Raw genomic sequence first — 26,507 nt, forward strand, 5'->3', positions numbered from 1 at the left:
AGAAAAATCAATTAGGAATTAAAGATAACTTTAGTAAAATGGCCCGTTCTGCTTTTGGGCAGCTTACTAAGTTTCGTGGCGTCTTCTCAAATGATATTGGCATTGATCTTGGAACAGCTAACACGTTAGTTTTTGTTAGAGGAAAAGGAATCGTTTTAGCAGAGCCTTCCGTTGTGGCTGTTGATTCTACTACTAATGAAGTTTTGGCTGTCGGCCAAAAAGCAAAAGCGATGTTAGGCAAGACTCCTCGTAAGATACATGCCGTCAGGCCGATGAAAGACGGGGTGATCGCGGATTTTGAAATCGCCGAAGGTATGCTTAAAGCTTTAATTAAACGTGTGACACCTTCACGTAGCTTATTTCGACCTAAAATTCTTATCGCTGTTCCTTCAGGCATCACAGGAGTAGAAAAGCGTGCAGTAGAGGACTCTGCTCTGCATGCTGGTGCTCAAGAGGTCATCCTTATAGAGGAGCCTATGGCTGCAGCAATTGGAGTCGATTTGCCTGTCCATGAAGCCTCTGCCAATATGATTATTGACATTGGAGGAGGGACAACAGAAATTGCTATTATCTCTTTAGGGGGAATTGTAGAATCCCGTTCTTTAAGGATTGCAGGCGATGAGTTTGACGAGTGCATTGTCAATTATATGCGCCGTACTTACAATTTGATGATCGGTCCTAGGACTGCAGAAGAAATTAAGATGACCATTGGGTCAGCTTATCCCTTGGGAGGTAACGAACTAGAAATGGAGGTTCGTGGACGAGATCAGGTGGCAGGGCTACCTGTAACCAAAAGAATTAATTCCGTAGAAATTAGAGAATGCTTAGCTGAACCTATTCAACAAATTATTGAGAGCGTTAAGCTAACGTTAGAAAAATGTCCTCCTGAATTAGCGGCCGATTTGGTGGAAAGGGGAATGGTTTTAGCGGGAGGAGGGGCTTTGATTAAAGGCATTGACAAAGCTTTGATTAAAGAGACAGGCTTACCGGTTATCATCGCTCAAAATCCTTTACTTGCCGTATGTTTGGGCACAGGAAAAGCGCTAGAATATTTGGATAAATTCAAAAGACGTAAACAATTGTAAATGATAGGTAAATAGGTAAGCATTAGCAGACAGAGTTTAAAGCTAACCCAGCTAATTTTAAGATCTCCAGTGACCCAATATTTATAAAAATTCTTAGCTGCTTTTAAAAGAATTCTAAAGATGAGATCAATGGTTATCAAGCAATAGTGCTGTGTGAGTATTCATATTTTTCATTTTCTCCTACCTTACTTATTAAGCTTGTTTAGATAAAAAATAGATCAGGACTCTACTTGGTGATACCTATTGAATTTTTTAGGCTTGGCTAGAGGAGAATAAGGGTGCTTAAAGGTTGGCAATATGAAAATTAAAAATCCGCGTCTTAACGAATGGATTGAAGAGATGCGGCAATTAACGCAACCTGATCGCCTCATTTTATGCGATGGTTCTTTAGCTGAATATGACCAGCTGTGTGAGCAAATGCTAAAAGCTGGCTCTTTTCTTCAACTTAATCCTAGTAAGCGTCCCCATAGTTTTCTTTGCCGTTCCGACCCACGCGATGTCGCGCGTGTAGAAGAAAGTACTTTTATTTGTTCAAAAAATAAGGAAGATGCTGGGCCTACCAATAATTGGCGCGATCCTCAGGATATGAAAAAAACTTTGAAAGCTCTTTTTAAAGGATGTATGCGAGGACGTTCCATGTATGTTATTCCTTATAGCATGGGTCCTTTAGAATCTGATATTTCTCATATAGGAGTAGAGCTTACAGACTCGCCCTATGTCGTCGTCAGTATGCATCATATGACTCGTATGGGCCAAAAAGTATTGGATGTGTTAGGGGAGACTGGCTCTTTTGTTCCCTGTATACATTCTGTAGGAAAGCCTTTGGCTGATGGGGAGAAAGACACCTATTGGCCTTGTAATCCTGATCATCGATATATTGTACATTTTCCTGAAGAGCGTACCATTTGGTCTTTTGGAAGTGGTTATGGAGGGAATGCTCTTTTAGGTAAAAAATGTTTTGCTTTGCGTATTGCTTCGGTGATGGCAAGGGATGAAGGGTGGCTGGCAGAACACATGCTTATCTTGGGGCTTACTAACCCTTACGGAGAGAAAAAATATATAGCCGCGGCTTTTCCTAGTGCTTGTGGTAAAACAAATTTGGCCATGTTGACCTCTACCCTTCCCGGCTGGAAGGTGGAAGCCATTGGTGACGATATTGCCTGGATGAAATTTGGCGCCGATGGACGTTTATATGCTATCAATCCGGAAGCAGGTTTTTTTGGCGTGGCACCAGGTACCTCAATGAAATCTAATTGCCAGGCTATGCGGAGCATTGAACGCAATAGCATTTTTACAAACGTGGCCTTGACAGATGAGGGCGATGTGTGGTGGGAAGGGATGACAGAGCAGATACCTAAGCATTTGAAGGATTGGTTAGGTCAGGAGTGGACTCCTACCTCTAAAGCTCCAGCTGCGCATCCAAACTCTCGTTTTACAGTTTCAGCTTCTCAATGTCCAGCTATAGACCCAGCTTGGCAAGATCCAAAAGGAGTGCCCATTTCCGCCATTGTATTTGGGGGCAGACGTTCCTCTCTACAGCCTCTATGTTTGGAATCTTTTAGCTGGCAGCATGGTGTTTTTTTTGGTGCTAGTGTCTCTTCTGAGATGACTGCCGCTGCTAGAGGAACGGTAGGTAAGCTACGGCGCGATCCCTTTGCTATGCTGCCATTTTGTGGTTATAACATGGGGGACTATTTTGCTCATTGGCTATCTATGGAAAAGCAGACTCATCCTGAAAAATTACCAAAAATTTTTTACGTCAATTGGTTTAGAAAAGGAGAGAAGGGTGAGTGGCTTTGGCCAGGATATGGCGAAAATATTCGTGTGTTGAAATGGATTTTTGAACGTTGCGCTGGGATAAACAATGCAATTGAATCACCTTTAGGCTATATTCCTGGCCCTACAGATCTTGACATAAGTAATTTACCTATTACAGAAGATGCCCTAGCTAACCTTTTTTATATAGATAAAGAACAATGGAAAAAAGAGGTGCACGAAACTAAAGCTTACTTCAGAATGTTTGGTGACCGATTGCCCAAAAGCCTGCTGCAAGAAATTCTTTCCCTTGAGTCACGATTGCAATGAATCTAGATAATCTTCATTTAAAATATATACGCAGGCTTATCCTAGTTTTAACCGCTAGTGGAGCTTTAAATATTATTCTCCTTTCTCTCTTCTTTTATTGGTTTATTAAAGATGCTCCGCCACCCCTTTATTTTGAGCAAAAGCCTGCATTAAAACAAGAGCAACAAGTTCCTTTAGCTAGTACAAAGGGAAATATTGAATTAATCCATTATTTTCGTTCATTATCTTTTGATGAATTGGTAGCTAGGCTTTCAAATCATCAGCTAATAGAAAATGGTTATACGCAACGGGATATTGCTCTAGCCTGCTTGGTTGCATTTCATCATTTCGACTTATCGCGTGCCTTATTAGGCCAGCCACCTTTGGCGCAGCAACGTTCTATTATATATGGTCAGCTTAAAAGTGGGCAACCCGCTATGATTACTGTTTATCCAGGATTATCGGACGAAAATTTTCAAGCGGTTATCCAATTTGCTAACACTGAAAGATGGCCTTTAACTAGCAAAGGACTGTTTTTGCAGCTTAAAAAATTTAAAGAGCGGGAGGATGCTAGTTTATCCGATGCGTTTTTTATGACCTCAGAATTTCTTGCTGTAGAATGGCTTTTTAATCGAGCTGAAATGCCAGTAAGTAAAATAGAGCTACAAAATATGCTTTTGGACGGTACATGGGGCATGCTATCAGGCTTTGCTGAGCAACAAAAAATTGTCCAAGATCTTTCAGCTGCTAGAAGGCAACGTTTTTTATTAGAATATGTGGATGGTCAGTCCAAACATGCGGCTTATCTACTCTTGAAAGTAGATGGGGAGTTTGCTTTGAATAAACTCGATGATTATCATGTACTAGCTTTACTAGCACTATTAGAAGATAAAACTTCTGAAAGTGAAAAGTATGCTTTAGACCTGCTGGACAGGCCGCGCAGTGATAATGTATGGAAAGCTGCAGGAGCTAAATTATACCAGTATGCAGGAGAGCTGATTCCTGAAAACAATTTACCTCATGGTGCTATGAAACGCTTTATATTAGGGGCTTCTTCCGCCGAAGTACCTCTTAAAAAGCCCATCATCAGAGAAAATCCCTCTAAGCCTCTTGTCCCTCTATCACCTCCTCCTCCAACCCCATTTAATTCTTCCCCTAAAAAACCTGCTAGTCAAACGTTAGCACCTAAAGCTCCTAAGTCACCTACTTCTTTTCCTTCCGATCGTTTATATATTGTTCAAGAAGGCGATTCTCTATGGAAAATTTCTCGGCGCTTTAAGGTCGATATTGAGGTTTTGCGTGACTACAATAAACTTAAAACAGATGCTCTGAAACCCGGCACACCTTTAAGAATTCCTTCTTAAATTGTAACTTTAGAAAATCTTTTCACACCAGTAGAAAAAAATCCTAGATTGTTTTGCCATCACTAAAACAGTTTTTCCTGACTTGGACACTCGTTAGACTTAAAACATTGATTATAAGATTTTAATCTACTTCTTATGCAGTTGCGTGCTTTGTAAAATCCCTTTTGTTAAGCAGAGACACATCTTTCAGAGGGTTGGGTATGCAGACTAAGTTTTTTTAAAGCGTATTATCAATGTTTGTTGTTTTGGCTATGAATAAGATGACAAAGCTTGGAATGCCCAAAGGGCATCGGGTGCTAACTTAGGTGGTAGTACTTAACAGACGAGCTATAAGATCATTTACGCAAGAAGGCCACTTATAAACTAGAAGTGTCAAACTCAGAAAAAAAATTGCAAATCATTTTAAAATAATATAAAAACTAGTTGAACACTCAACTGGTTAAAACTAAATAAACCTATGAACTTAGAAAGCCTATCTACTCCTCAATATATATTTCCTGTATTTAAAGAAATGGAAGAAACTTCTACTACCTCGGAGGAAAAAACCGTAGTATATACTGAAATCGCTTTAAGAATATTTACAAGGCTAGCATTGCAAGATTTATGTCGTACAGAGCTGGTATGCAAAAAGTGGAAACAAATTATTCACGAAAATAAATCTCAATTGATAGAAAGAAATAATTTATACGAAAATTTTTATCTTCAATATTTTAAAGCTGCCTTGCGCAAGGAAAAAGAGCAGAATGATGCAGGTAGAAACATTAAGCTTTCTAAGGGCTCTGATTTTTTAACCTCTACATACCCCACACTTCATCATAGTATTATAAGAAACTGTATTCAATGGTTTAACCAAACCATGCCAAGTAGTGACATGTTTTGGAGTCCATATTACTCTCAAAAATTACAACCCTACCTAGGGTGGCTATCAGATTGCGTAAATAGAATTGCTTACTTTATCTTTCGAAGCGACAAATTTTTCTCACCAAGTAAACGGGAAGTGTCCTATGTGTTAGAATTAAAACTTGCCGTCCAAAAAAAGGATTTTTTGCAAGAAAGCCTATGTATCGAAAAACTAGGCGATATTTATGTGGAAAAAAGAACTTCTAAAACGCTTCTTCAAGCTGCAGGACTTTATAATTATGCTTTAAAAAGACATTCTTTATTATCTTCTTCAGAAGATAAAGGAGAAATTCTTAAAGAGAAGCTTTTCAAAGCTCAAAATCTTCTTATTAAACTATGCGAAGGAGAACCTATAAGCCTTGAACAAATGCAGAAACAATTTGAAAGCAATCGCAGCGCATTAAAAAAATTTAGAGAAGAAGTAGAGAAGAAAATTCAAGTTCTCGGACCAAATCCTTCTTCTCAACAAGTAAAAGAGCTTTACCAAGGTATTGCTCTACATATAAAAAGTTTTTTCGGTTTTCTTGTAAAGCAAGCGATAGACATTTTAGGCCCGGCACCTTGTGAATATGCAATGATAGGTTTTGGTTCCTTAGCGAGGGAGGAAATGACACCCTACTCTGATTTAGAGTTTGGTATTCTTATAGAAAAAGATTCTTCTTCTAGCAGAAATTATTTTAGACATCTCACTGCTTTACTGCATTTAAAAGTCATTAATTTAGGAGAAACTATTCTTCCTGCTTTGAATATTCCGCGTATAAAAGAGATAGATTTTTTTGATAGTATTACCCCTAGAGGTTTTGCTTTTGATGGGGAAGGGGTAGAAGGAAAAGGCTGTAAAACGCCTCTGGGTAATGGGATAACATTTGAGCTTATTCAAACTACTGAAAAGATGTCGCAATATGTTGCTAAAGATGAAAAAGGCCAATGGTGGCATGAGAAAGAACCTCATCTTCCTATGGAACTTTTGACATTCACTCATCTGTTAGGCAATCCAGAGCTAACCAAGCAATATGAGGAAAAAGTTCAAGAAAAACTTAAGGTTTTTTATCAAGAAGGCTCTGCTCTTCGTCAATATTTAGCTAAGCAGCATTTGTTTTATCAAGATATGGTAACTTTTTACCCAGGACTAGGAGACTTAAAAACACAAGGCATGCTTTTTAAAGCTAAGAATGACTTTTATCGCTTTCCTCATCTAGCCTTGGACCGGTTAGCCCTTCTCAAAGAAATCTCAGCAATGGATACTTTTACCAGGATTGATCGGTTAAAAGAAAAAAAGGTTTTAAATAAGGATAGCGCTAAAAAGCTAAAAGAATGGATGAGTGTAGCATTGTTAATGCGCCTAAGGACCTATTGTAAGTATAAAGCCCAAAATGAAATGATGAATCCTTTAATTCAACCTTTCGGATTGGAGGATCCTACACTTATCCAAAAGCAGCTTGCACTAGATAATGCAGCTTTAGCGCAGATAAAGAAGATTTACCGCGTTTTTATCCCTTTCGGCCAGGCTATCATCCATATGTTTTCATCAGGGGAAGAAGATTCCCTTAAGCTTTCCACTCTAGATGATTCACCCGAGATGGAAGGAGCCATAGCTTTAAGGCTTTTTCAACACCAAGAGGCAGAAAAGCGGTATAAGCAAGCTAGTGAAAAGGATTCCAAGAATAGTCATGTATTAAATGCTCTAGGAATGATTTACCTTGAGCAAAAAAGGTTAGATGAAGCGGCTCGATGTATCAATCAAGCACTTGAGATAAATAAAGAGAGCTATAATAAAAATTTTATAGCCCTGGCAAGAGATTACAATAATATGGGAATGGTTTATCAAGCTCAAGGGGATGCAGGGCAGGCGGCTAGGTATACCAAGATAGCGCTTGCCATTAAATTTTCACTTCAAGAAAAAGATTATGAGACTCTAGCAACGTATTACAATAATCTAAGCTCGATCTACCTAGACCAAGGAAAGTTAAAAAAAGCAGTTATGTATGTTAAGAAGGCACTCGAAATCAACCTTAAGCTTTTTAGGGAAAATGCTCTAAGCACGGCTGTATATTACAACAACCTTGGAATGATTTACAAAGATCAAATGAAGCTGGATAAAGCAGCTAGATATGTGAATCAAGCGCTCGAAATTAACAGTAAAATGTTTGACGAAAATCATCCGAGGGTAGCACATAACCACCATAATCTGGGAGTGATTTACTACGAGCAAGGAAATTTAGAAAAAGCGTCTGCATCTACTCACGAAGCGCTCAGAATCCGCCGCAAATTTTTTGGTGAAAATCATCCGATTTTAATAGGATCTTATAGTGCTTTAGGAATGATTTACTACGATCAGGGGCGTTTAAATGAAGCGGCTAAGTATTTAAATCATGCTCTTATAATTAACCGCAATCTTGCTAGGAAGAATGATCCAGAAACGGTACAAAGTTTCAGCAACCTGGCAAATATTTACCAAGAACAAGGAAATTTAAAGCAGGCGATTGAGTGTATCGAGGCTGCATGGCAAATCGCTTATAAACTATATAAAGAAAATCATCCAATTATGGCCATAATTTATGCCAATAGAGGGAAAATTTACCAAACGCAAGGGAATTTGATACAAGCGGCTAAAGATATCGAACAAGCTCTCAAAATTGATCGCAGAATTTTTGGTGAAAAACACCCGAATGTGGCATTTCATTATATTAATCTAGGAGTAATTTATCTCGATCAAAGTAAGTTAGGGGAAGCGGCTCTTGTTCAAAATAATTTAAATAAAAAAACTCCTGTTCGCAGAAAGCTAGATGAAGTAGTTCTCGATCAAAAAAAGGTAGAGGAAGCGGCTAGGTGCATCAATCAAGCGTTATCTATTGATTCTAAGCTGTTTGGCAAAAATTATCGCCTGATGGCGAGCTTTTACAATGGTTTGGCTCAACTCATTTACAAAGCCCAAGGCAATTTAAAAGAAGCAAAAAAGCTTATTAGGCAAGCGCTTGCAATTGACAAGAAAATTTTTGGTAAAAATCACCCTAAGGTAGCAAGAGATTACAACAATCTAGGAATGAATTATGAAGCCCTAGGAAAATTTGAAAAAGCAATTAAATATGTTAATAAAGCGCTTAAAATTGATCGTGAAATTTTTGGTAAAGATCATCCGCGAATGGCATCGGGTTATAGCAATCTAGGGCTGGTCTACAAGGCTAAAGGAGAGTTTAAAAAAGCAGCAAAATATGCTGAGCGAGCTTTCGAGATCAATCGCAAGGTTTTTGGAGAAAATCATCCCAAAATGGCTGATTGTTACCGTAATCTTACATCCATTTACCAAGCTCAAGGAGATGGAGCCAAAGCAGTTTTCTGCTTTCAGAATGCTTTACGTATTGAACTTCAACCTCTTCTTGAGAATAACCCCAATATGGTCATTCGCTATTCCCCATGCAAAATTGACTCAAAATCATTCAAAAACTAGGCTTAGAGAGAGCAGTTAAATTGCCTCACTAAGATAACATGTAATCAAAATACCAATTGTTGAAATTGCTCTTGCAAGAGGGGCAAAAAATAATAAGAGAATTAAAAATGATTGATAAATATGGAACAGCCTTTGCGAAGATAGCTGGAAGCCTGGAGGAGAAGAAGCTATTTAAAAAATTTTAGCTTAGACGGAAAAGTTTTTTAGATCGGCGCAAACTAGGTGAGTAGACGGGGGATTGTTTATACCCGCGTGACTTATTTTAGCCGTCATGCAGAATTAAGAAATTTAGCCTCTTTCAATTCACCTGAACCCTTTCTTCAATTTTTTTAATATATTTTTAAACTTGATTAAGCTCTTTCTTTGCCTATAGCGTTTTTAAGTCTTTAATTTATCACCCTTAAAATAGGCCCGACTATCGATAATCACTTCATGAGCAAGGCCTGTGATGCCTATCAGATTAACAATTAGCATACAAGTAATACAGAGGTCAGCAAGGCCCCATACTAAATTTATCTGAATCAAAGTTCCTAAGGGAATCAGTAAAATATAAAGATAGGTAAAGGGGCGTGCAAAACGATGCCCTCCTAGATAAGTGATCGCTTGCGTGGCACAATAAGCCCAGGCAAGAATAGTAGTAAACCCAAACATAATGAGGGCAATGATGACCACATATTCACCGATTTGATGTCCCAGGCCTATACGAAAAGCATAAGTGACCATATTGGTGCTTTGTAAATCACCGTGCTGCCAAGCACCCGTAACCAATAAAACAAGGCCTGTCATCGTACATACAATCAAAACCATACAAGGAGCCACAAGAGACACAAGCCCATCGATTACAGGATGTTCGGTACGTGCGCTTGCTTGTAAAATGGGTACAATTCCGGTGCCTGCATCTGTAGCAAAAATAGCTCGGTTAAAGCCAGTCGTGATGGCTTTTAAGGTGCTACTTCCTATGATGCCCCCCGCTGCTGCTTGAAAGTTGAAAGCGGAGGTGAACATTAATTGCAAAGCAGGCAAGACCTTTTCACGATTTAAATAGAGGATAATCAAAGTAAAAGTAAGGTATAGAAAAGCTTTTAAGGGCACGATGATGGAGGCAAAACGTGCAATTCTTTGAATGCCGCCTAATAAGACGAGTCCAATAAAGAAAGCAAATATAAAGCCACACAATAAAGGGGAAAAGCCCATCTTTTGGATTGGAAGCGTCATGGAATTGATCTGAGCAAAATTACCTACTGCTAAGGCAGCAAATATAGTGAAAATACAAAATATTTTAGCTAAGCTGTCTAAGCCAAGCCCTTTACTTAGATAGTACATAGGGCCGCTTACATACTCTCCACCTTCATCTTTCTGACGATATTTGGCTCCTAAAATGCAGCTTGAATATTGGATTGCTGAGCCAAAAAAAGCAATGATCCACATCCATATTAAAGCACCCGGCCCACCTGTTGAGAGGGCTATAGCCATACCGGAGATATTGCCGGTGCCAAAATTTCCTGCCAATACAGTAGAAATGGCTTCAAAATAACTAATATTTCCCTGTGCGTTTTGTTGTTGTTTAAGTAGATAACTAAAGCTGTTTTTGAGCCTAGCAATTTGAAAGCCACGAAGTTTTATGGTGAAATAAAGGCCTAAGAGTATGATAAAGGGGAATACAACACACAAGGTGAAAATTTGATTGGTCCTTTCTAAACTTGGCATTATATAAAGGTCCATTAAATTCTCGATTTTATTAGTTAATAGTTTTTTAGAAAAAAATAGTAAAAAATGAAGGAATCCCTCTAAAGATTAGGGGAAAAAGGTAAAAAAGTTAGCAAAAAAATCAATTCTTGCATGCATGCGGACAAAATATCACAAAATAAGCTAGCTTTCAAGAAAATTATTTGAAAGGTAGGGGTTGCTTTCTTGATTTAAAGCTTTGCATATTGTATTATTTTTCAGTAATTTACAATTTTTTTTTATCTATGGATTTTATACATCAACCTTATGTACCTGGTGAGACAATTGCTGCTATAGCCACCCCCCCGGGAGAAGGAGGCGTGGCGATTGTCCGGATATCGGGCAATCAAGCTTTTGACGTAGCAAAAAAAGTCTTTTCCGGTCCTGTGCATAGCTATAAGTCCCATACTGCTCATTATGGTCAAATACGCGACTTGAATAATCAGCCTATCGATGATGTGTTGCTCTTGGTCATGCGTGGACGTCGCTCTTACACAGGGGAAGATACTGTGGAAGTGCAATGTCATGGGGGTAGCTTGATTACCCGCCATGTATTAGAAGTTATATTGAAAGCAGGTGCAAGAGCCGCTCGCCCAGGCGAATTTACTTTTAAAGCATTTATGAATGGTAAACTAGATCTGGCGCAAGCTGAGGCAGTACAATCTTTGATTGGTGCTAGGAATGAATATGCCCTCCAAGCCGCAGAAAGCCAGCTAAAAGGCTCCTTATCCGCGAAAGTATTAGGCTTTCAAGAACGTCTCACCTTGATCGCTGCTATTTTAGAGGCCTGGGTAGATTTTCCCGATGAAGGGCTTGAATTTACTACGCTAGAAGAGATTTGCCAGGATTTGGAGGCTATTCTTATAGATATGCAATCTCTTTTTAACACGTTTCGCGATGGAAAAATATTACAGGAAGGAATTTCACTTTGTTTGGTAGGTTGTCCCAATGTAGGCAAATCTTCTTTAATGAATGCACTCCTCGATAAAGAGCGTGCAATTGTTTCTCATTTTCCTGGAACAACACGTGATATTGTCGAAGATGAAATACGTTTAAATGGGCTTAATTTGCGCCTGCTAGATACAGCAGGGATTCGGGTGACAGATGAGCTAGTTGAGCAAGAGGGCATTCGCCGCTCCAAAGAAGCTATGGGACAAGCGGATCTTATTCTTCTTGTGTTAGATGCTACCAAAGGGATCGAGGAGCAGGATCACTTTTTGCTTAAGGAAGTCCCTGCTGCTAAGACGATTGTGATATGGAATAAGATCGATTTGCCCCATGTATCTTTACCTGCTATCGCTCATCTACCCTATGTAGTGCCCTTATCGGCAAAACAAAAAATAGGACTCGATCGATTACGGCAGGTGATCGACTCTGTCATTTGGAAAGAAGGACCTCCTTCTAAAGAGGAGGTATTGATCACTAATGTCCGCCATCGAGAAGCCCTACAACTCTCTATTCAAGCAGGCCAAAATGTCTTATCAGGTTTAAAGGGGAATATCTCCCCAGAGTTTTTATCGATGGACATGCGGCAATGCTTAGCTGAACTGGGGAAAATTATTGGAACAAACATTTCAGAAGATATATTATCCGCCATATTTTCGACATTTTGCATCGGTAAATGATTAGATGAATAGAAAAGAAAAAGCAGCCAAAATTTTTGCAATATTAAACAAGCTTTATCCTAATCCTCCTATTCCTCTTTTACATAAAGATCCTTATACTCTCCTCGTAGCTGTGCTATTGTCTGCTCAATGTACCGATAAATGCGTTAATCAAGTGACCCCTAAGCTTTTTGCTAAAGCTGATACGCCCGAGAAGATGGCCCAGTTAGACATAGAAGATATTCAAAAGATTGTCCGTCCTTGTGGACTTTCTGCACGTAAAGCTGCTGCTATCCATCGCCTCTCAGAAATTCTTGCAGAAAAATATCAAGGCAAGGTGCCTGACACCTTTGAAGAACTAGAAGCCTTGCCAGGCATTGGCCATAAATCTGCGTCTGTGGTCTTAAGTCAATCTTTTGGCAAGCCTGCTTTTCCTGTAGATACTCATATCTATCGATGCGCCCTACGCTGGGGGCTAAGTAAGGGGAAAACAGTTGCAGCAGTAGAAAAAGATCTTAAGCTCCTCTTCCCTCAAGAGACTTGGAATAAATTGCATCTACAAATCATCTATTTTGCGCGTGAATACTGTTCGGCTCGTCATCCTCATGTGGATAGATGTCCTATTTGCAGGATAATAACTCCATCGTAAGCGAGCTTATAGATATGCTTGCGAGGTAGGCAAGCTAGCAAAAAGCATTCTTTAAAATGTTATTAAGGAATAGTTTGCAAAAAAGCTTTTAAGAGTATAAATAAAGAATAACAACGCTAAAAAAGCTATAATAGGTTTTGAACGCATCCTATAAGAAGGTAAGGCTATGACTTATTCTCCCCCTAAAGTTTCGCAGGAGAGTAAAATTTTTGGACAACAAAAGATGGGAGTAGATCCGCAAAGAGATAAGCAATCGCTAGAAGCTTTTCTGGATAGTAAAGTGTCGCATGTTGTTGCTTATCATATTTTTCCTTCAAATATTCCTTTGCTTGGACAGGTGCAAGCGATAAAGAGCCTTAAGGAAAGATCTATTTTGCCTACAGAGCCTGCATCATCGGTTACCCAGCAAGTCCTTCAAGAGTGGAGGAAAGACCTAGAAATAGATCCTGAGGATCTTTATGAAATCATCGAGCAGCGGGGATTAAGAGATGCCGATAGCCAATTTAAAGTGCTGCGTCTTTATCTTGAGAAGTTTTCTGTACCTATAATCCTTAAAATAGAAAGTTTTGCTGGGCTCTCCCTAGATCAAAAGCTTGAACTTTTCAAAATAGCGCTTGTGTATGATTCTTCTACTGTAAATGAATGGCGAGCGGCATTTTCCAAATCAAATCGCCAGTTTTTCAGCCATAGCAGTAGTTTAAGTGCAGTGTTGGAAAAGTTCATCGATATAAAAGAAGAGAATCGATTAATCGATGAGATCTTTCTTTATCTAACCAAGAAAGGGGAATCTATAGATATAACGGCAACTGATCGTTTTTTAGAAAAGATCTTGCAAGCTTTCGAGCCCTTTTTGCAACAAAAAGAAATGCTTATTTGGATTGCCTTTGCTTTCGATCGTCTAGCCCTCCTTTCAATTTCTACACAGGAAGAGAGCCTCAAAAGTCTACAGCTTATAGAGTGCTTAAGTAAGCTAGAGGACTCTCTTAAATATCCTTTAGTAGCTTTATTTTTCGATTCGTATTATTTTCCTTTATTTCTGCAAGTTAACTGTAAAATAGATAACGCTTCTTTGCCATTACTCCTCTTTACGCTTCTTAATTTTAGAAAAGAATGCTGGGAGGGGGTTTGTCAGCTATCTCCTAAAAAACTAAATCATGTTCTGTCTACTATTCTTCATATCAGTCTATCCCTTCTCTTAAGCGATGATCAAAAAAGCGCTCTCTTTCGCCTTGTATTTCTTTCAAGCCATAAACAGGAAATCTTTTTACAAGCAGTAGCTTTAAAAGGATTATTAGCTTTTCGCAACCCTAAGGTATTTGAAGGGTTAACACTTAAAGCGTCAAAAGATTTGCTGCCCAACCAATTTTTAAAGGCTCTCCAGCATTTATCTTTGCTCTCTACTTCTGAGCTTTCTTTTGATTTTTCTAAATATTTTACCACTTTTGCTTCATTTCGCCGCCCTCACGCTTTGATTGATTATGCTATTAAATTACAAAGATTAGAAGAGGAAGCAGGAAGGAGAGTTGTTTTAAAAAAGTTAAAGGAGTTTTTCCACGATGTTATGCAAGACCGATTTCACGATAAAAGATATGACTCTTCCTTAAGTCCTCATTTAAGCCATGTTTTTAATTCTTTTCCTGCCTTGGAAAAGCGCTGGAGAAGAAATGAGGTTCGATATTTTATTGACGAAAGCTTTTTAGGAGAGTCGCTAGCCTCTGCAGTTGTAGGGTGCATAGTGGAGGAGAGTGATGCTGTAGAAGATTTGCTTTTATGTACCACAGAAGTTTTAGGAAGTTGCCTTTCTATTGAGGGAAATTGTGAAGATAATAAAGCATTATTAGCCTATATCCTTGATGGGAAAAACAAGCTGTTGTGCATTAAAAGCCAGGGCAAAATGATTGGGAGAGCCATTGTACGCTTGCTTTGGAATGAAAATCTTGCAACGCCCGTTCTTTTTTTGGAAACTTTTTACAGTTCCTTACCTTATACGGAAACAAAACAAGGTATAGTTTCGCCTTATGACCAACTTGAAAAAGCTATTGTTAAAGCTGCCCTTGCTAAAGCATCTTCTCTTAGCTTGCCTCTTTTAAAAGCTTATTCATCTAATAATCCTGAGCATCTGCTTTATGAGCATGCCATTGTTTCCTTAGGGGGGAGAGCCCCTTATGAATGCTGTGATGCGATAGGGGCTACAGGAAGTGATGAACAATGTTTGAATAGCGTCTTTAGCATTCCAAAATCCCAGCTTATTCCCCGGGACGCCATAAAACCCTGGATTTCATGAGGCTGTAATGCCCAGACTCTGTTTCTTCTTTAGTTCTCTTTGCATATCTTATATCAGCTTTATCATAAGACTCGCTTGCATGGAATTGCTGATCCAAGGGATCACACTTTTCAGAAGGTGCACGATTAGCAGCCAAGGATTCAATAGGATGAGGATAATCTTGAGGAATGCCTTCAAAAGGAACCTCGGCAATACGTCCACAGACAAGAGGGATATTTAGCTTCTTTGCCATTTGAAGGGAGGCTTAGCATAAAGCCAATTCTAGAAATTTCTGAGCATTTTTATCAGGAATATCTAAATGAATTCCTTCTTGCAAAAGGACCTAGGCATTCCTTGGCCTAAGGAGATAAAGATGCTTAAAAAAGTTTAATTTTAGCCTCTTATTTGCATGTGGAACGGTTTGCGTAGTTAGTGTCTATCCATTTTAGATAAGCGCCCGATTGAACATTTTCAATCCATAGAGGATGATTGATGTACCATAGGATAGTTTCCTTAATGCCTTGGGAGAAGTTGTGATCAGGATGCCAGCCGATTTCTTTCTTAATTTTGGAGCAATCAATGGCATAACGGAAGTCATGCCCGGGGCGATCTTGCACGTATTCAATGAGCTTAATATAAGGCTCTTGATTAACCTGCTTGATCTCGGCAAAAATTTTGATGATTTCATGGATGAGATCAATGTTGCGCCACTCTTCTTCACCTCCGATATTGTAAGTTTCTCCTGAATTTCCTTTTTCCAGTAACATCCACAGCGCTTTGGCATGATCTTCCACATACAACCAGTCACGTACGTTAGTACCTTGCCCATAAATAGGTATAAGTTTTTTCTTAGACAATTAATGATGGTCAGAGGAATAAGTTTTTCAGGAAAATGATAAGGGCCGTAATTATTGCTGCAATTAGAGATGCAAGTAGATAGGTGGTAAGTTTTTCCATAAGCACGTACGAGATGATCGGAAGAAGCTTTTGAAGCAGAATAAGGAGAATTAGGTGCATAGGGGGTTGATTCTGTAAAAAAGCCTTCATTTCCCAAGCATCCATAGACCTCGTCGGTAGAAACATGATGGAAATGGATGTGAGGGAGCCTACGGATAACTTCTAAAAGGTGAAAGGTACCTAATACATTGGTCTCAATAAACTCTTTAGGCCCATGAATACTACGATCGACATGACTTTCGGCTGCAAAATGAATGATAGTATCAATCGCATATTCTCGGCACAGATGTTCAATAAAGACTTCATTCTTTATGTCACCTTGATGAAAAAGATAGCGCGGATCGTTTTCTACTTCTTTTAAGTTTTGAGGATTACCCGCATAGGTTAATAAATCAAAATTAAGACATAATCCTTTAAAGTGAGGGACATTTTTAAGAAGATAACGAATAAAGGCAGAGCCAATAAAACCTGAACCTCCTGTCACAAGAATATTACTAACCTTTCTTTTTATTTTCATACCAGACCCTTTAAAATATTATTTTCCTTTTCAGCAATGTCTAGTAGGTATTGGCCATATCCGCTTTTACCTAGTTTTTCTCCCAGAGCATAAAGTTGTTCTAGGGAAATAAATTTTTGATGGTAGGCAATTTCCTCAAGTGCAGCAATACAGTAGCCCTGTCGCTCTTCAATCACTTGTACAAATTGACTTGCTTGCATCAAGCTTTCATAGGTTCCTGCATCTAGCCAAGCGAAGCCTCTGCCCATGACATTTAAGGAAACTTGACCTTTTTCCATATAGACACGATTAATATCTGTAATTTCTAATTCGCCTCTTGCAGAGGGTTTTAAAGTTTGAGCAATTTTTACCACTTGATTGTCATAGAAATAGAGGCCGGTGACAGCAATATTAGATTTTGGCTGGGTAGGCTTTTCTTCTAAAGAGATGACTAGGCCTTTTTCATTTATTTCCGCCACTCCATACCGTTCGGGAGATTTGACTTCATATCCAAAGAGAGTAGCGCCAAGTGTTTTTGACAAAGCTTTTTCTAGCAAAGGCCCTAGATGGTTGCCGTAGAAGATATTATCCCCCAAGATTAAGCAGACAGCATCGTTGCCAATGAAGTCTTGGCCAATAATAAATGCTTCAGCAAGACCGTTCGGCTTAGCTTGTACAGCATAACTTAGAGATAAGCCGTATTGTGAGCCATCACCCAAGAGCCTTTTAAATAAAAATTGTTCTTCAGCCGTCGTGATGATAAGAATATCTTGGATATGAGCTAACATGAGAATAGAGAGAGGATAATAGATCATGGGTTTGTTATAGACAGGAAGTAACTGTTTAGAAACCCCTAGGGTTAGAGGATGCAAACGTGTGCCGCTGCCACCTGCTAAAATAATACCTTTCATTGTTTTATGCCTTGCAAGGTAAGAATTGGTGAAAATATCTTAAGATTTTAAAGGATGTTATGAATGTTGCAGGAATTTGTCAATTTTTTTGAACACCAGCTTTTTTTAAGAGCTAAACATCTAGAGGAGCAGCAAAAAAAGCTTCAGCTTATCAGTTGATAAAGGATTTTGCACTTAAACTGTTTAAGGTTAAACGATTGCTAATTAATTATAGTGGTTTCTCCAGGTTAATCTTGCAAGAGAATTCGGTTTGCACAATAATTTTGCCATCCAGCAAAATCTATTCATGGGTAAAGTATGTTATTAGATGACTATGAAGAATTCACAGAAAGCCAGCGTAAAATTTTGGAACGTTACGTGACCAACACGAGTGGTCATATTTTTGTCCTTCGTAATCTTCCGGAAGTCATCAAGGGAGCCTTGTTTTCACGCTACTCTCGTTCTACTTTAGGCCTTCGTTCGCTGTTACTTAAAGAATTTATCTCCAATGAAGAAGAATCGGGGTTTTTGACGATTGCCGGAGCAGATAAGGAACATTCAGAGCAGGATAACGACCAGTCTTTAGCCATCAAAAAAGCACAAAATTTCTATGATCGCATTTTGGATGGATATGGAGATGACTCGATAGGAGAGTTAGGAGGAGCTCACATAGCCATTGAAAATGTTTCTATGTTATCAGCTAAATTTATTGAAGACTGTCGCATAGGGGGTTCTCCTCTGGAGAAATCTACACGCTACATTTATTTTGATCAAAAAGTTAAGGGAGAGTATCTCTTTTATCGTGAGCCCATCTTGATGACTTCTGCTTATCGAGATATCTATGTAAGCACTTGCAATATGCTTTTTGAAACTTACTCTAAGCTTATCCCGCCTTTAACTCAATTGTTTGAGGAAAAGTTTCCTTATCAACCCACTGCTTCAAAGACGGCCTATACAGCGGCTTTAAGAGCTAAGGTATTAGATTGCTTGAGAGGCTTGTTACCTGCAGGAACCTTGACTAATATGGGGATTTTTGGCAATGGACGTTTTTATGAGCAGATGATCCATAAGCTCCATTGTAATAATCTAGCTGAAATGCAAGGTATTGGGAAAAGGATGGGTGATGAATTATCTAAAGTAATTCCTTCTTTTGTGCGTAGAGCTGAACCTACCCACAAGACCCATGAAAACTTTTGTAGATTTTTTGAAGCTATGCAAACAGATCTTCAGGTGGTTGCCAATCTCAATGTAGGATATCCTGAGAAAAGTAGTGAGCCAGGCGTTCGTCTAATAGGTGATGATCAGGATGCCGTAATTAAAGTAGCGGCTGCCTTGTTATTTTCGCATAGCAATAAGAGTTTAGTGGATCTGTGGAATCATTGCCTGGGATTACCAGAAGAAGAGCTAATTCGCATTCTAGACGCTGGCTGCAATGCACGCGAAAATCGACGCCATAAATCTCCTCGTGCTCTTGAACATGCTAATTTTACTTTCGAATTTATTACCGATTTTGGTGCTTATCGTGACCTCCACCGTCATCGCCTACTTACGCAAGAACGCCAGTTGCTAGGCTGTGATTATGGCTACTATATCCCTCCTGAAATTTCAGGGACTTCTTTCGAAGAAGATTATACGATGGCCATGCATAAAGCTAAAGACGCTTACCAGGCAATCGCCACGGAATTTCCTGAAGAAGCCCAGTATGTAGTTCCTATGGCTTATAATGTAAGATGGTATTTTCAGATTAACTTGCGCGCCCTACAATGGATGTGTGAGCTACGTTCTGCTGCTGCAGGTCATCCTACCTATCGTTTTATTGCTCAAAGTATGGCTCGTCAAGTTTGTGAGAAATTTCCTGCTTTTGAGCGTTTCTTTAAGTTCGTCGATTATGAAGGATATGACATGGGACGGATGGGCCAGGAACAGCGAAGGGTGGAAAAGCATCATTTCAAACAAAGGGCTTAGAAAAGGGTTTTAAAGGATTGAAAACCAGCTAATTAAGTGAGAACAATTTCCGCTTTAGAGCTTGTTTTTTAAGTTAAGCGTCTCTCTTGCCTACTTTTGTTAATAAGCATGTGCATAAAATATAGGTACTGACAAGGGGACTATCTTTACGTTAAAGTTTATAATTTTGAAGAGTTTATTAATGTCTCCTAGAGCCTCCTAGCTATTAAAAATTCCTTTGTATAAACTCTAAGCTTTTTAATTTTAAAGGAGTTCTATATCTTTCTAGGCTTGATCTTCATTTTTATCTTCTCAATAATAAAACTAGAGTGGTAGCATGCTAAAAATTTACTACGCTAAACCTTATGACTATTCTATTTTATTTTTCTAGATTTTTACCCTTCTTTTGGTGACAATAAACCACCTGCATAATTTTTTCTAACTATTTGCCTTTTTATTAATCACCAAGCTTTTAATTCGTTTTTTGGAAAATACATGGATAATCAAACGTTTGCTTCTCAAGGGAGTATTTTAGGGGCTATTTTATTAGTGGCCGGTTGTTGTATTGGCGCTGGGATGTTAGGCCTGCCTGTCTTATCTGCCCAAGCAGGTTTTAAGCCTTCAGTGATCATGTTTATTATCTGTTGGATCTTTATGTTGTCTACAGGGTTATTGTTGTTAGAGGCTAACCTTTGGTTTAAAGAAGATATCAATGTGGTATCTTTAGCCGATCGAACACTAGGAAAGATGGGTAAAGCGGTGGGCTGGATAGTTTTTCTCTTTCTTTTTTACTCTCTGATGGTAGCTTATGTCGCAGGCAGTGGCGCGCTATTTGCCGATTTTTTTGATCTGTTTTTCGCCATTCATCTTCCCAGGTGGGTAGGGGGACTTATCATGAGTGCGCTATTCGGTCTTATGATTTATAGTGGAACAAGCACAGTAGACAAATTTAATCGTTTGCTTATGTTTGGACTCCTTCTTACCTATCTTTTAATCGTCTGTATAGGCAGTTCCCATATAGATCAAAAGCTTTTGAAACATTACGATTGGCCAGCAGCTTTTTTTGTTATTCCTGCTATGATTGTCTCTTTTGGATTTCATAATCTGGTCCCCAGTTTAACCCAGTATTTAGGAAGAGATAGCCGACGCTTGTGCATAGCATTGGCAATGGGTAGCTTTATTCCTTTGATTATTTATTTAGCATGGCAGAGGCTTATTCTAGGTATTGTGCCTTTAGAAGGCGAAGATAGCTTAAGAGTAGCCTGCAGCGAAGGGCAAATGGCGACCCAAGCTTTAAAAATAGTCGTAGGTGCTTCATGGGTTGTGGATATTGCTCAATTTTTTGCTTTTTTTGCTATTGTCACTTCGTTTCTAGGAGTTTCCTTAAGTTTTGTCGATTTTTTAGCAGATGGTTTTAAAATTCCGAAAAGAAGTGGCGGGAAAATCGCTTTATGTAGTCTAGCTCTGTTGCCACCTTATCTTTTCTCGCTTATTCATCCTGGCGTATTTTTAACAGCTCTCAATTATGCAGGCGGATTTGGAGCTGTCATTATCTTTGGCATCTTACCAGCGTTGATGGTGTGGTCAGGGCGTTATCATAAAAACTTTAAAGGACCTCAATTTATAGCTGGAGGAAAACCTATCCTTTTGCTGATCATTTTGTGTTCGGTAAGCATTATTATTTTACAATTATATCAGACGATAACCTCTTAACGATGGAAAAGTGAGATGCTTAAAAGCCAGTATAAGCTTATAGGAGGAATACTTCTCGTAGCCGGAACAACTATAGGAGCAGGGATGCTAGCTCTTCCTGTGATCACAGGCTTTGCAGGTTTTTTTCCCTCAATTTTTCTCCTAGCGCTTTTTTGGATGTACATGACCTATACAGCGCTTTTGCTACTCGAGGTTAACCTTGCAATGGGGAGTCAGGTAAATATCATTTCCATGGCCAAGCAAACTTTAGGTCGTCCAGGAGAATGGATTGGATGGGTGACTTACCTGTTTTTGCTCTATTCTCTAACTACAGCTTATCTTGCAGGAAGCGGCCCTATCATTATGGATTGCATAAAACTTTTAACAGGTTACTCTTTACCTGTATGGTTAGGAGCGGTCTGTTTATTAATCATTTTTAGCTGCTTTTTACATCGAGGCACCCGCTCGGTAGATTATCTTAATCGTTTATTGATGGCAGGGCTAGCCCTTGCGTATGTGATGATGGTTCTATTTCTCGCTCCTTATGTAGATATCAGTTTATTAAAACATGTGGATCCTAAGTACTTATTAACTTCGGTAGCTATCGTGGCTACCTCTTTCGGTTTTCACATTATTATTCCTAGCCTTATCCACTATTTGGAAAGAAATACTACGCATGTAAAAGTAGCTATTTGGGTAGGAGGATTGATTCCTTTTATTGTTTATCTCCTGTGGGAACTGTTAACATTGGGTATTATTCCTTTAAAAGGAGCCTATGGGTTAAAAGATGGCTATGAAAATGGTTTTAATGGTGCCTATCTGCTATCGATAGTTTTAGGAAATCCCCATCTTGCCTTATTGGCACGTTGCTTTTCTTTCTTTGCCATAGTCACTAGCTTCTTAGGAGTCTCTTTAAGCCTCTTTGATTGCCTTAAAGATTCCTTAAGGATAGAAAAAACAAAAAAAGGGCAAGCAGTTTTATTTGCTTGTACATTTATTCCCCCGTTAGTTTTTGCTTTATCCGGCCCGCGTATCTTTTTGGTCGCTTTAGAATATGCCGGTGCTTTTGGGGTGGTGATTTTATTAGGATTATTTCCGCCTCTGATGGCATGGTCTAAGCGCTATAGGCTGTTATGGCCCTCTTCTTATCAAGTGGGTGGGGGAAAAGAAGGGTTAATAGGGGCCATAATTTTTTCTTTGCTAGTCATTTTAGTAGAGCTGGCTAATCAACTAGGATTAATAAAAATCGAAATGAATTTTTAAAGGATAATAGGTATGTCTCAAAGCGCTAAGAAAAGAATCCTTACTGGCGATCGTCCGACAGGTCTTTTACATTTAGGCCATTATGTAGGTTCACTAAAAAATCGAGTAGCTTATCAAGAGCACTATGAATGTTATCTGATTATCGCAGATCTCCATATGTTAACGACTAAGCCAACCAAAGAAGATATTCTAAAGATGCGCGAGCATCTTAAAGAGATGGTCTTAGATTACTTAGCTTGTGGTATCGACCCTGCTAAAACTACTATTTATCTGCAATCAGCTACCCCAGCTGTTTATGAGATGAATCTTATTTTTGAAATGATGGTCTCTTTAAATCGTCTGATAGGCTTACCTAGCTTAAAGGAAATGGCCCGGAATGCCCATATGGATCCCGAGAGTGTGCCCTTTGGGTTGGTAGGATATCCTGTTCTACAAACTGCCGATATTCTCATGCCTCGTGCCCATGTAGTGCCCGTGGGGAAAGATAATGAAGCTCATGTTGAGCTGGCAAGAGACATAGCTCGTAGATTCAATCAATTGTATGGTGAAGTTTTTCCTATGCCTGAAGCTTCTATTAGTGATGTACCCACCTTAGTAGGCATTGATAATAAAGGAAAGATGAGCAAGTCTGCAGGCAACTGTATCTTTTTGTCAGATGATAAAAAGGCCGTAGAGAAAAAGGTAAAAAGCATGTATACCGATCCCCATAGAATTCATGCTCATCAACCCGGGACAGTAGAAGGAAATCCTGTCTTTACTTTTCATGAAATTTTCAATCCAGATAAAAGCGAAGTTGAAGATTTAAAAAAACGTTATCGTGAAGGCAAGGTAGGGGACGTAGAAGTAAAAGAAAAATTAGCTGTAGCTTTAAACCTTTTCTTAGAGCCTCTACGGGAGCGACGCCAACATTTTGCTGAAGAGAAGGGATTGATAGAAGAGATTATTTATGAAGGGACTCAGAAAATGATCGAGGTTTCTAATGCTACTGTAAAAGAAATGCGTAGTGCGATGGGATTAATGGGCAATTGGAATAAAATTTCTCGCATAGCTCGTGAGCGTCGTGAGAAAGTTGCCTCTCAATCATTATATTCTTAAAATCTTCTGTTTTTGTAAGCTTTATAACTTAAGATCGGTAATTTAAAGAAGAAATTTAGGTCTTTCTCAGCTGCCTCTCTTACTGAAGGGCCTGGTTTTTTTTAAGAGTATGATTGCCTAAAAGGGTGCCTTAAAAGCTTGTTATCAGTTCTTTCCTTTGCCAAACTAGGTAATGAAGACGCAAACCTTTTCAGTTAAAGCCTAAAATGCTTTTCTATTTCAGTGGGCATGCTTTTCAGCCTATTTCGCTTTAACTTAAGATTTAATCTGATTAGATAGCCATCATCTTGCTGAAGGAAGGCTATTGAGCTGCTGATTGTCCAAGTTCACAGCTTGGATAGGCTATGCTCTAGCTCTGTAGATAGACAGGGCTGATTTCTACTAAATATAAGTTCGTAATATAATATCTTTACCGTTTAATATCTTTAATGGCTTATGGCCGATAAAGTGACTTTCTTTTGAAGTGACTTTTTTTAAGCTAAAGTGCTTTCTTCGAATAGGAATGTAAGAGGGTTATTATCTCTTATCCTCCATTTGAAACTTAAAATAAGGTTTTAAGAGCAAATTTAGCAAGAAATGAAAATATGCTTTCTGGCATTCAGAAAAAATGTTATACTTAGCTTTTCCTTAAACTTACTATCTACAATTATTTATGTTTAAGCTAGTGACTGATTATGAGCCTTGTGGAGATCAACCTCAAGCTATAGAAAAGCTGAGTGAAGGCGTTTTGCAGGAACGCAAAACGCAAGTTTTGTTAGGCATCACAGGATCGGGTAAAACATTTACGATTGCTAATGTGATTGCTAGGACCCAGCGACCTGCTTTAATTATTGCTCATAATAAAACTTTAGCAGCGCAGCTTTATCAAGAGTTTAAGACCTTTTTTCCCCATAATGCTGTAGAATACTTTGTCTCCTACTATGATTACTATCAGCCGGAAGCTTATATAGCTCGTACAGATACTTATATTGAAAAAGATATGGCTATCAATGATCGCATAGATAAATTGCGATTAAGTGCTACACGCTCTCTTTTAGAAAGGCGCGATGTTATCATTGTGGCCTCCGTTTCTTGCATTTATGGCTTAGGTTCGCCTGAGTATTATCGCGAAATGAATCTTACCTTAGAAACAGGTCAAACGCGTCGTCGTGATGAGATTCTTCTACATCTGGTAGAAATGCAATACAAACGCAATGATATGGACTTTTCACGGGCTACTTTTCGTGTTAGAGGAGATGTATTGGATATTTTTCCTGCCTATGAAGAGGAGCGGGCAGTACGTATAGAGTTTTTTGGGGATGAGATCGAACAGATTAGCGAGATAGATCCTTTATTAGGTAAAGTGCGGCATCGTCTAGAGAAAATTACTATTTATCCTAGTTCTCACCACGTCACTCCCGAAGAAGTTCGTTTGCATGCTCTTGAAACGATTAAGGCCGAATTAGAAGAACGTGCCAGCTATTATGAAAAAGAAAAAAAATATATTGAGCATCAAAGGATTGTAGAGCGTACACGCTATGATCTAGAAATGATTAAAGAGATTGGCTTTTGTAAGGGTATTGAAAATTATTCACGCCATTTTAGTAAGCGTAATCCTGGCGATCCGCCTCCATGTCTCATCGATTATTTTCCCCACGATTATCTAATGATCATTGATGAATCTCATCAAACTGTGCCGCAGCTACGTGCCATGTGTAATGGAGATCGTGCGCGTAAAGAAACGTTGGTCAACTTTGGCTTTCGTCTTCCTTCTGCTTTTGACAACAGACCTTTGCAATTTGAAGAAACTTATAAGCGTATTCATCAGGTGATCTATGTTTCAGCAACCCCTAGTCCCTGGGAAGTTGCGGAGGCTAGCGGCGAAGTGATTGAGCAAGTGATTCGCCCCACCGGCTTACTTGACCCGGAGATTGAAGTGCGGCCGGCAGAGGGGCAAGTAGATGATTGCTTAGCAGAGATACATCAGCATACGAGCAAGGGCGGCCGTGTGCTTGTTACCACTTTGACTAAACGTCTATCTGAGGAACTAAGTAAATATCTTAACGAGCTGGGCGTACATACTAAATACTTGCACTCTGATATTGATACGATTGAGCGAATGCAGATCATCCGCGATTTACGAGCTGGAGTATTTGATGTGTTAGTCGGGATTAACTTATTGCGGGAAGGTTTAGATATTCCAGAGGTTTCCTTAGTGTGCATATTGGACGCCGATAAAGAAGGCTTCCTACGTAGTGAAACGGCGTTAATTCAAACTTGTGGCAGAGCCGCTCGTAATAGTGAAGGACGCGTCATTATGTATGCTGACAAAAAGACCAAAGCGATTCAAGAGGCGTTAAGAATTACCCAAGAACGTCGCGCTATCCAACAAAAATATAATGCAGAACATGGGATTACTCCACGGACTGTCCATCGGGAAATTTCGCCTTTGGTAGAAGAGGTAGAGGAAGAGTCTAAAAAAGGAAAAAACTTTAAAAGTTGCCGAATCCCAGCATGAATATCTCACCTTGGAAGAGGTGCGGGCTAAAATAAAAATGTTAGAAGTAGCTATGAAACGAGCAGCTAAAACGATGCAGTTTGAAGAAGCTGCAGAGCTACGTGACCAAATGCGTAGATATCAGCAGATGGAAATAGATCTTGCCTAAACTGTCCTAGATAGCACTTGAACTGACAGACATGAGTTACCTGGCAGATACTATTTCTGTCAGTTGTAACTTATCTAACATCTTTTCTTGCGCAAGATGTTTTGCATCTAAGAATGCTTGTAAAGGGGTCTTACCAAAACAATGCTTTCCTGTATATGTTCTTTCGTTATTATACTCATTCATCCATTTATCCACAGATTGTGCAACAATTTTTCTGTAAAACCTGAGATCTTTTTCTTTTAACCTATTTTTTTAAGGTGTTTTGCCCCTTTTTAGATTGTTTGCGTCAATTTTAATGAGCCCCCCTTCATTGGGGTGAGGGGGCAGGATTAAAATTGACACTCACAATTTTAAGAGGCAAAAATATTGTTTATCTTTTTTGTTCTCACTATCTTATCTTCAAGTATACTTTATCACTCATCC

15 protein-coding genes and 2 pseudogenes are annotated in these 26,507 nt (G+C 39.0%); 12 read left to right on the forward strand and 5 right to left on the reverse strand.

What is annotated here, in order from left to right; genetic code table 11:
* The first annotated feature begins 38 nt into the window (after positions 1 to 38).
* The 4 genes from DB41_RS10055 (at position 39) to DB41_RS10070 (ending at position 8,861) form a co-directional block, all read left to right on the forward strand.
* Entirely contained in the window at positions 39 to 1,085 is a 1,047-nt protein-coding gene (locus tag DB41_RS10055) for a rod shape-determining protein (RefSeq protein WP_174232801.1), read from the forward strand.
* Positions 1,086 to 1,382: 297 nt separating this feature from the next.
* On the forward strand, positions 1,383 to 3,170 hold the full coding sequence (locus DB41_RS10060; RefSeq protein WP_039386916.1) for a phosphoenolpyruvate carboxykinase (GTP): 1,788 nt from the start codon (positions 1,383 to 1,385) through the stop codon (positions 3,168 to 3,170).
* Positions 3,167 to 4,513 carry a LysM peptidoglycan-binding domain-containing protein gene (locus DB41_RS10065; RefSeq protein ID WP_039386918.1) on the forward strand — a complete coding sequence of 449 codons (1,347 nt, stop codon included), beginning with the start codon at positions 3,167 to 3,169 and terminating at the stop codon, positions 4,511 to 4,513. Before DB41_RS10060 ends, DB41_RS10065 begins: the two co-directional genes overlap by 4 nt.
* 457 nt (positions 4,514 to 4,970) lie before the next feature.
* Positions 4,971 to 8,861 (forward strand): tetratricopeptide repeat protein, encoded by a 3,891-nt coding sequence (locus DB41_RS10070; RefSeq protein WP_039386920.1) that lies wholly within the window; start codon positions 4,971 to 4,973, stop codon positions 8,859 to 8,861.
* Between the two features lie 378 nt (positions 8,862 to 9,239).
* Here the strand turns inward: DB41_RS10070 and DB41_RS10075 are convergent, their stop codons facing one another.
* On the reverse strand, positions 9,240 to 10,568 hold the full coding sequence (locus DB41_RS10075; RefSeq protein ID WP_238578498.1) for a sodium:alanine symporter family protein: 1,329 nt from the start codon (positions 10,566 to 10,568) through the stop codon (positions 9,240 to 9,242).
* A gap of 263 nt (positions 10,569 to 10,831) precedes the next feature.
* Here DB41_RS10075 and mnmE point away from each other — a divergent pair, with 263 nt between their 5' ends.
* From mnmE to DB41_RS10090, 3 genes are all read left to right on the forward strand, one after another.
* Positions 10,832 to 12,211: a tRNA uridine-5-carboxymethylaminomethyl(34) synthesis GTPase MnmE gene (gene mnmE / locus DB41_RS10080; RefSeq protein ID WP_039386948.1), complete on the forward strand. Its 1,380-nt coding sequence runs from the start codon at positions 10,832 to 10,834 to the stop codon at positions 12,209 to 12,211.
* A gap of 4 nt (positions 12,212 to 12,215) precedes the next feature.
* Positions 12,216 to 12,839: an endonuclease III gene (gene nth / locus DB41_RS10085; RefSeq protein WP_039386923.1), complete on the forward strand. Its 624-nt coding sequence runs from the start codon at positions 12,216 to 12,218 to the stop codon at positions 12,837 to 12,839.
* Between the two features lie 166 nt (positions 12,840 to 13,005).
* Positions 13,006 to 15,123 (forward strand): hypothetical protein, encoded by a 2,118-nt coding sequence (locus tag DB41_RS10090; RefSeq protein ID WP_039386924.1) that lies wholly within the window; start codon positions 13,006 to 13,008, stop codon positions 15,121 to 15,123.
* Here the strand turns inward: DB41_RS10090 and DB41_RS10095 are convergent.
* The 3 genes and pseudogenes from DB41_RS10095 to rfbA form a co-directional block, all read right to left on the reverse strand.
* Entirely contained in the window at positions 15,086 to 15,355 is a 270-nt protein-coding gene (locus DB41_RS10095; protein WP_039386926.1) for a hypothetical protein, read from the reverse strand. The genes DB41_RS10090 and DB41_RS10095 overlap by 38 nt on opposite strands.
* Before the next feature lie 148 nt (positions 15,356 to 15,503).
* A pseudogene (gene rfbB / locus DB41_RS12640) lies at positions 15,504 to 16,576 on the reverse strand (dTDP-glucose 4,6-dehydratase).
* Positions 16,573 to 17,466: a glucose-1-phosphate thymidylyltransferase RfbA gene (rfbA, locus tag DB41_RS10105; RefSeq protein ID WP_039386931.1), complete on the reverse strand. Its 894-nt coding sequence runs from the start codon at positions 17,464 to 17,466 to the stop codon at positions 16,573 to 16,575. The pseudogene rfbB and the gene rfbA overlap by 4 nt, the downstream one beginning before the upstream one ends.
* A 297-nt stretch (positions 17,467 to 17,763) precedes the next feature.
* Between rfbA and DB41_RS10110 the strand changes: the two genes are divergently transcribed.
* From DB41_RS10110 to uvrB, 5 genes and pseudogenes are all read left to right on the forward strand, one after another.
* On the forward strand, positions 17,764 to 19,410 hold the full coding sequence (locus DB41_RS10110; RefSeq protein ID WP_039386934.1) for an FAD-dependent thymidylate synthase: 1,647 nt from the start codon (positions 17,764 to 17,766) through the stop codon (positions 19,408 to 19,410).
* A 474-nt stretch (positions 19,411 to 19,884) separates the two neighbouring features.
* Complete coding sequence (locus DB41_RS10115) at positions 19,885 to 21,102, forward strand: amino acid permease (RefSeq protein WP_039386935.1); 1,218 nt, start codon at positions 19,885 to 19,887, stop codon at positions 21,100 to 21,102.
* A 15-nt stretch (positions 21,103 to 21,117) separates the two neighbouring features.
* Complete coding sequence (locus DB41_RS10120) at positions 21,118 to 22,344, forward strand: amino acid permease (RefSeq protein ID WP_039386937.1); 1,227 nt, start codon at positions 21,118 to 21,120, stop codon at positions 22,342 to 22,344.
* Between the two features lie 12 nt (positions 22,345 to 22,356).
* Positions 22,357 to 23,439, forward strand: a complete 1,083-nt coding sequence (trpS, locus tag DB41_RS10125; RefSeq protein ID WP_039386940.1) for a tryptophan--tRNA ligase — start codon at positions 22,357 to 22,359, stop codon at positions 23,437 to 23,439.
* 652 nt (positions 23,440 to 24,091) lie between these two features.
* Positions 24,092 to 26,084 (forward strand): annotated as a pseudogene (uvrB, locus tag DB41_RS10130) (excinuclease ABC subunit UvrB).
* 36 nt (positions 26,085 to 26,120) lie between these two features.
* On the opposite strand, the gene DB41_RS11790 reads toward uvrB, so the two are convergent.
* On the reverse strand, positions 26,121 to 26,267 hold the full coding sequence (locus DB41_RS11790) for a hypothetical protein (protein ID WP_039386943.1): 147 nt from the start codon (positions 26,265 to 26,267) through the stop codon (positions 26,121 to 26,123).
* Between the last annotated feature and the right edge of the window lie 240 nt (positions 26,268 to 26,507).

The organism is Neochlamydia sp. TUME1, assembly GCF_000813645.1.
GTDB lineage: Bacteria > Chlamydiota > Chlamydiia > Chlamydiales > Parachlamydiaceae > Neochlamydia.

Coding starts and splice junctions, on each gene's coding strand:
- DB41_RS10055 (WP_174232801.1), top strand. CDS start 39: ATGGCCCGTTCTGCTTTTGGGCAGCTTACTAAGTTTCGTGGCGTCTTC.
- DB41_RS10060 (WP_039386916.1), top strand. CDS start 1,383: ATGAAAATTAAAAATCCGCGTCTTAACGAATGGATTGAAGAGATGCGG.
- DB41_RS10065 (WP_039386918.1), top strand. CDS start 3,167: ATGAATCTAGATAATCTTCATTTAAAATATATACGCAGGCTTATCCTA.
- DB41_RS10070 (WP_039386920.1), top strand. CDS start 4,971: ATGAACTTAGAAAGCCTATCTACTCCTCAATATATATTTCCTGTATTT.
- DB41_RS10075 (WP_238578498.1), bottom strand. CDS start 10,568: ATGCCAAGTTTAGAAAGGACCAATCAAATTTTCACCTTGTGTGTTGTA.
- mnmE (WP_039386948.1), top strand. CDS start 10,832: ATGGATTTTATACATCAACCTTATGTACCTGGTGAGACAATTGCTGCT.
- nth (WP_039386923.1), top strand. CDS start 12,216: ATGAATAGAAAAGAAAAAGCAGCCAAAATTTTTGCAATATTAAACAAG.
- DB41_RS10090 (WP_039386924.1), top strand. CDS start 13,006: ATGACTTATTCTCCCCCTAAAGTTTCGCAGGAGAGTAAAATTTTTGGA.
- DB41_RS10095 (WP_039386926.1), bottom strand. CDS start 15,355: ATGGCAAAGAAGCTAAATATCCCTCTTGTCTGTGGACGTATTGCCGAG.
- rfbA (WP_039386931.1), bottom strand. CDS start 17,466: ATGAAAGGTATTATTTTAGCAGGTGGCAGCGGCACACGTTTGCATCCT.
- DB41_RS10110 (WP_039386934.1), top strand. CDS start 17,764: ATGTTATTAGATGACTATGAAGAATTCACAGAAAGCCAGCGTAAAATT.
- DB41_RS10115 (WP_039386935.1), top strand. CDS start 19,885: ATGGATAATCAAACGTTTGCTTCTCAAGGGAGTATTTTAGGGGCTATT.
- DB41_RS10120 (WP_039386937.1), top strand. CDS start 21,118: ATGCTTAAAAGCCAGTATAAGCTTATAGGAGGAATACTTCTCGTAGCC.
- trpS (WP_039386940.1), top strand. CDS start 22,357: ATGTCTCAAAGCGCTAAGAAAAGAATCCTTACTGGCGATCGTCCGACA.
- DB41_RS11790 (WP_039386943.1), bottom strand. CDS start 26,267: ATGAATGAGTATAATAACGAAAGAACATATACAGGAAAGCATTGTTTT.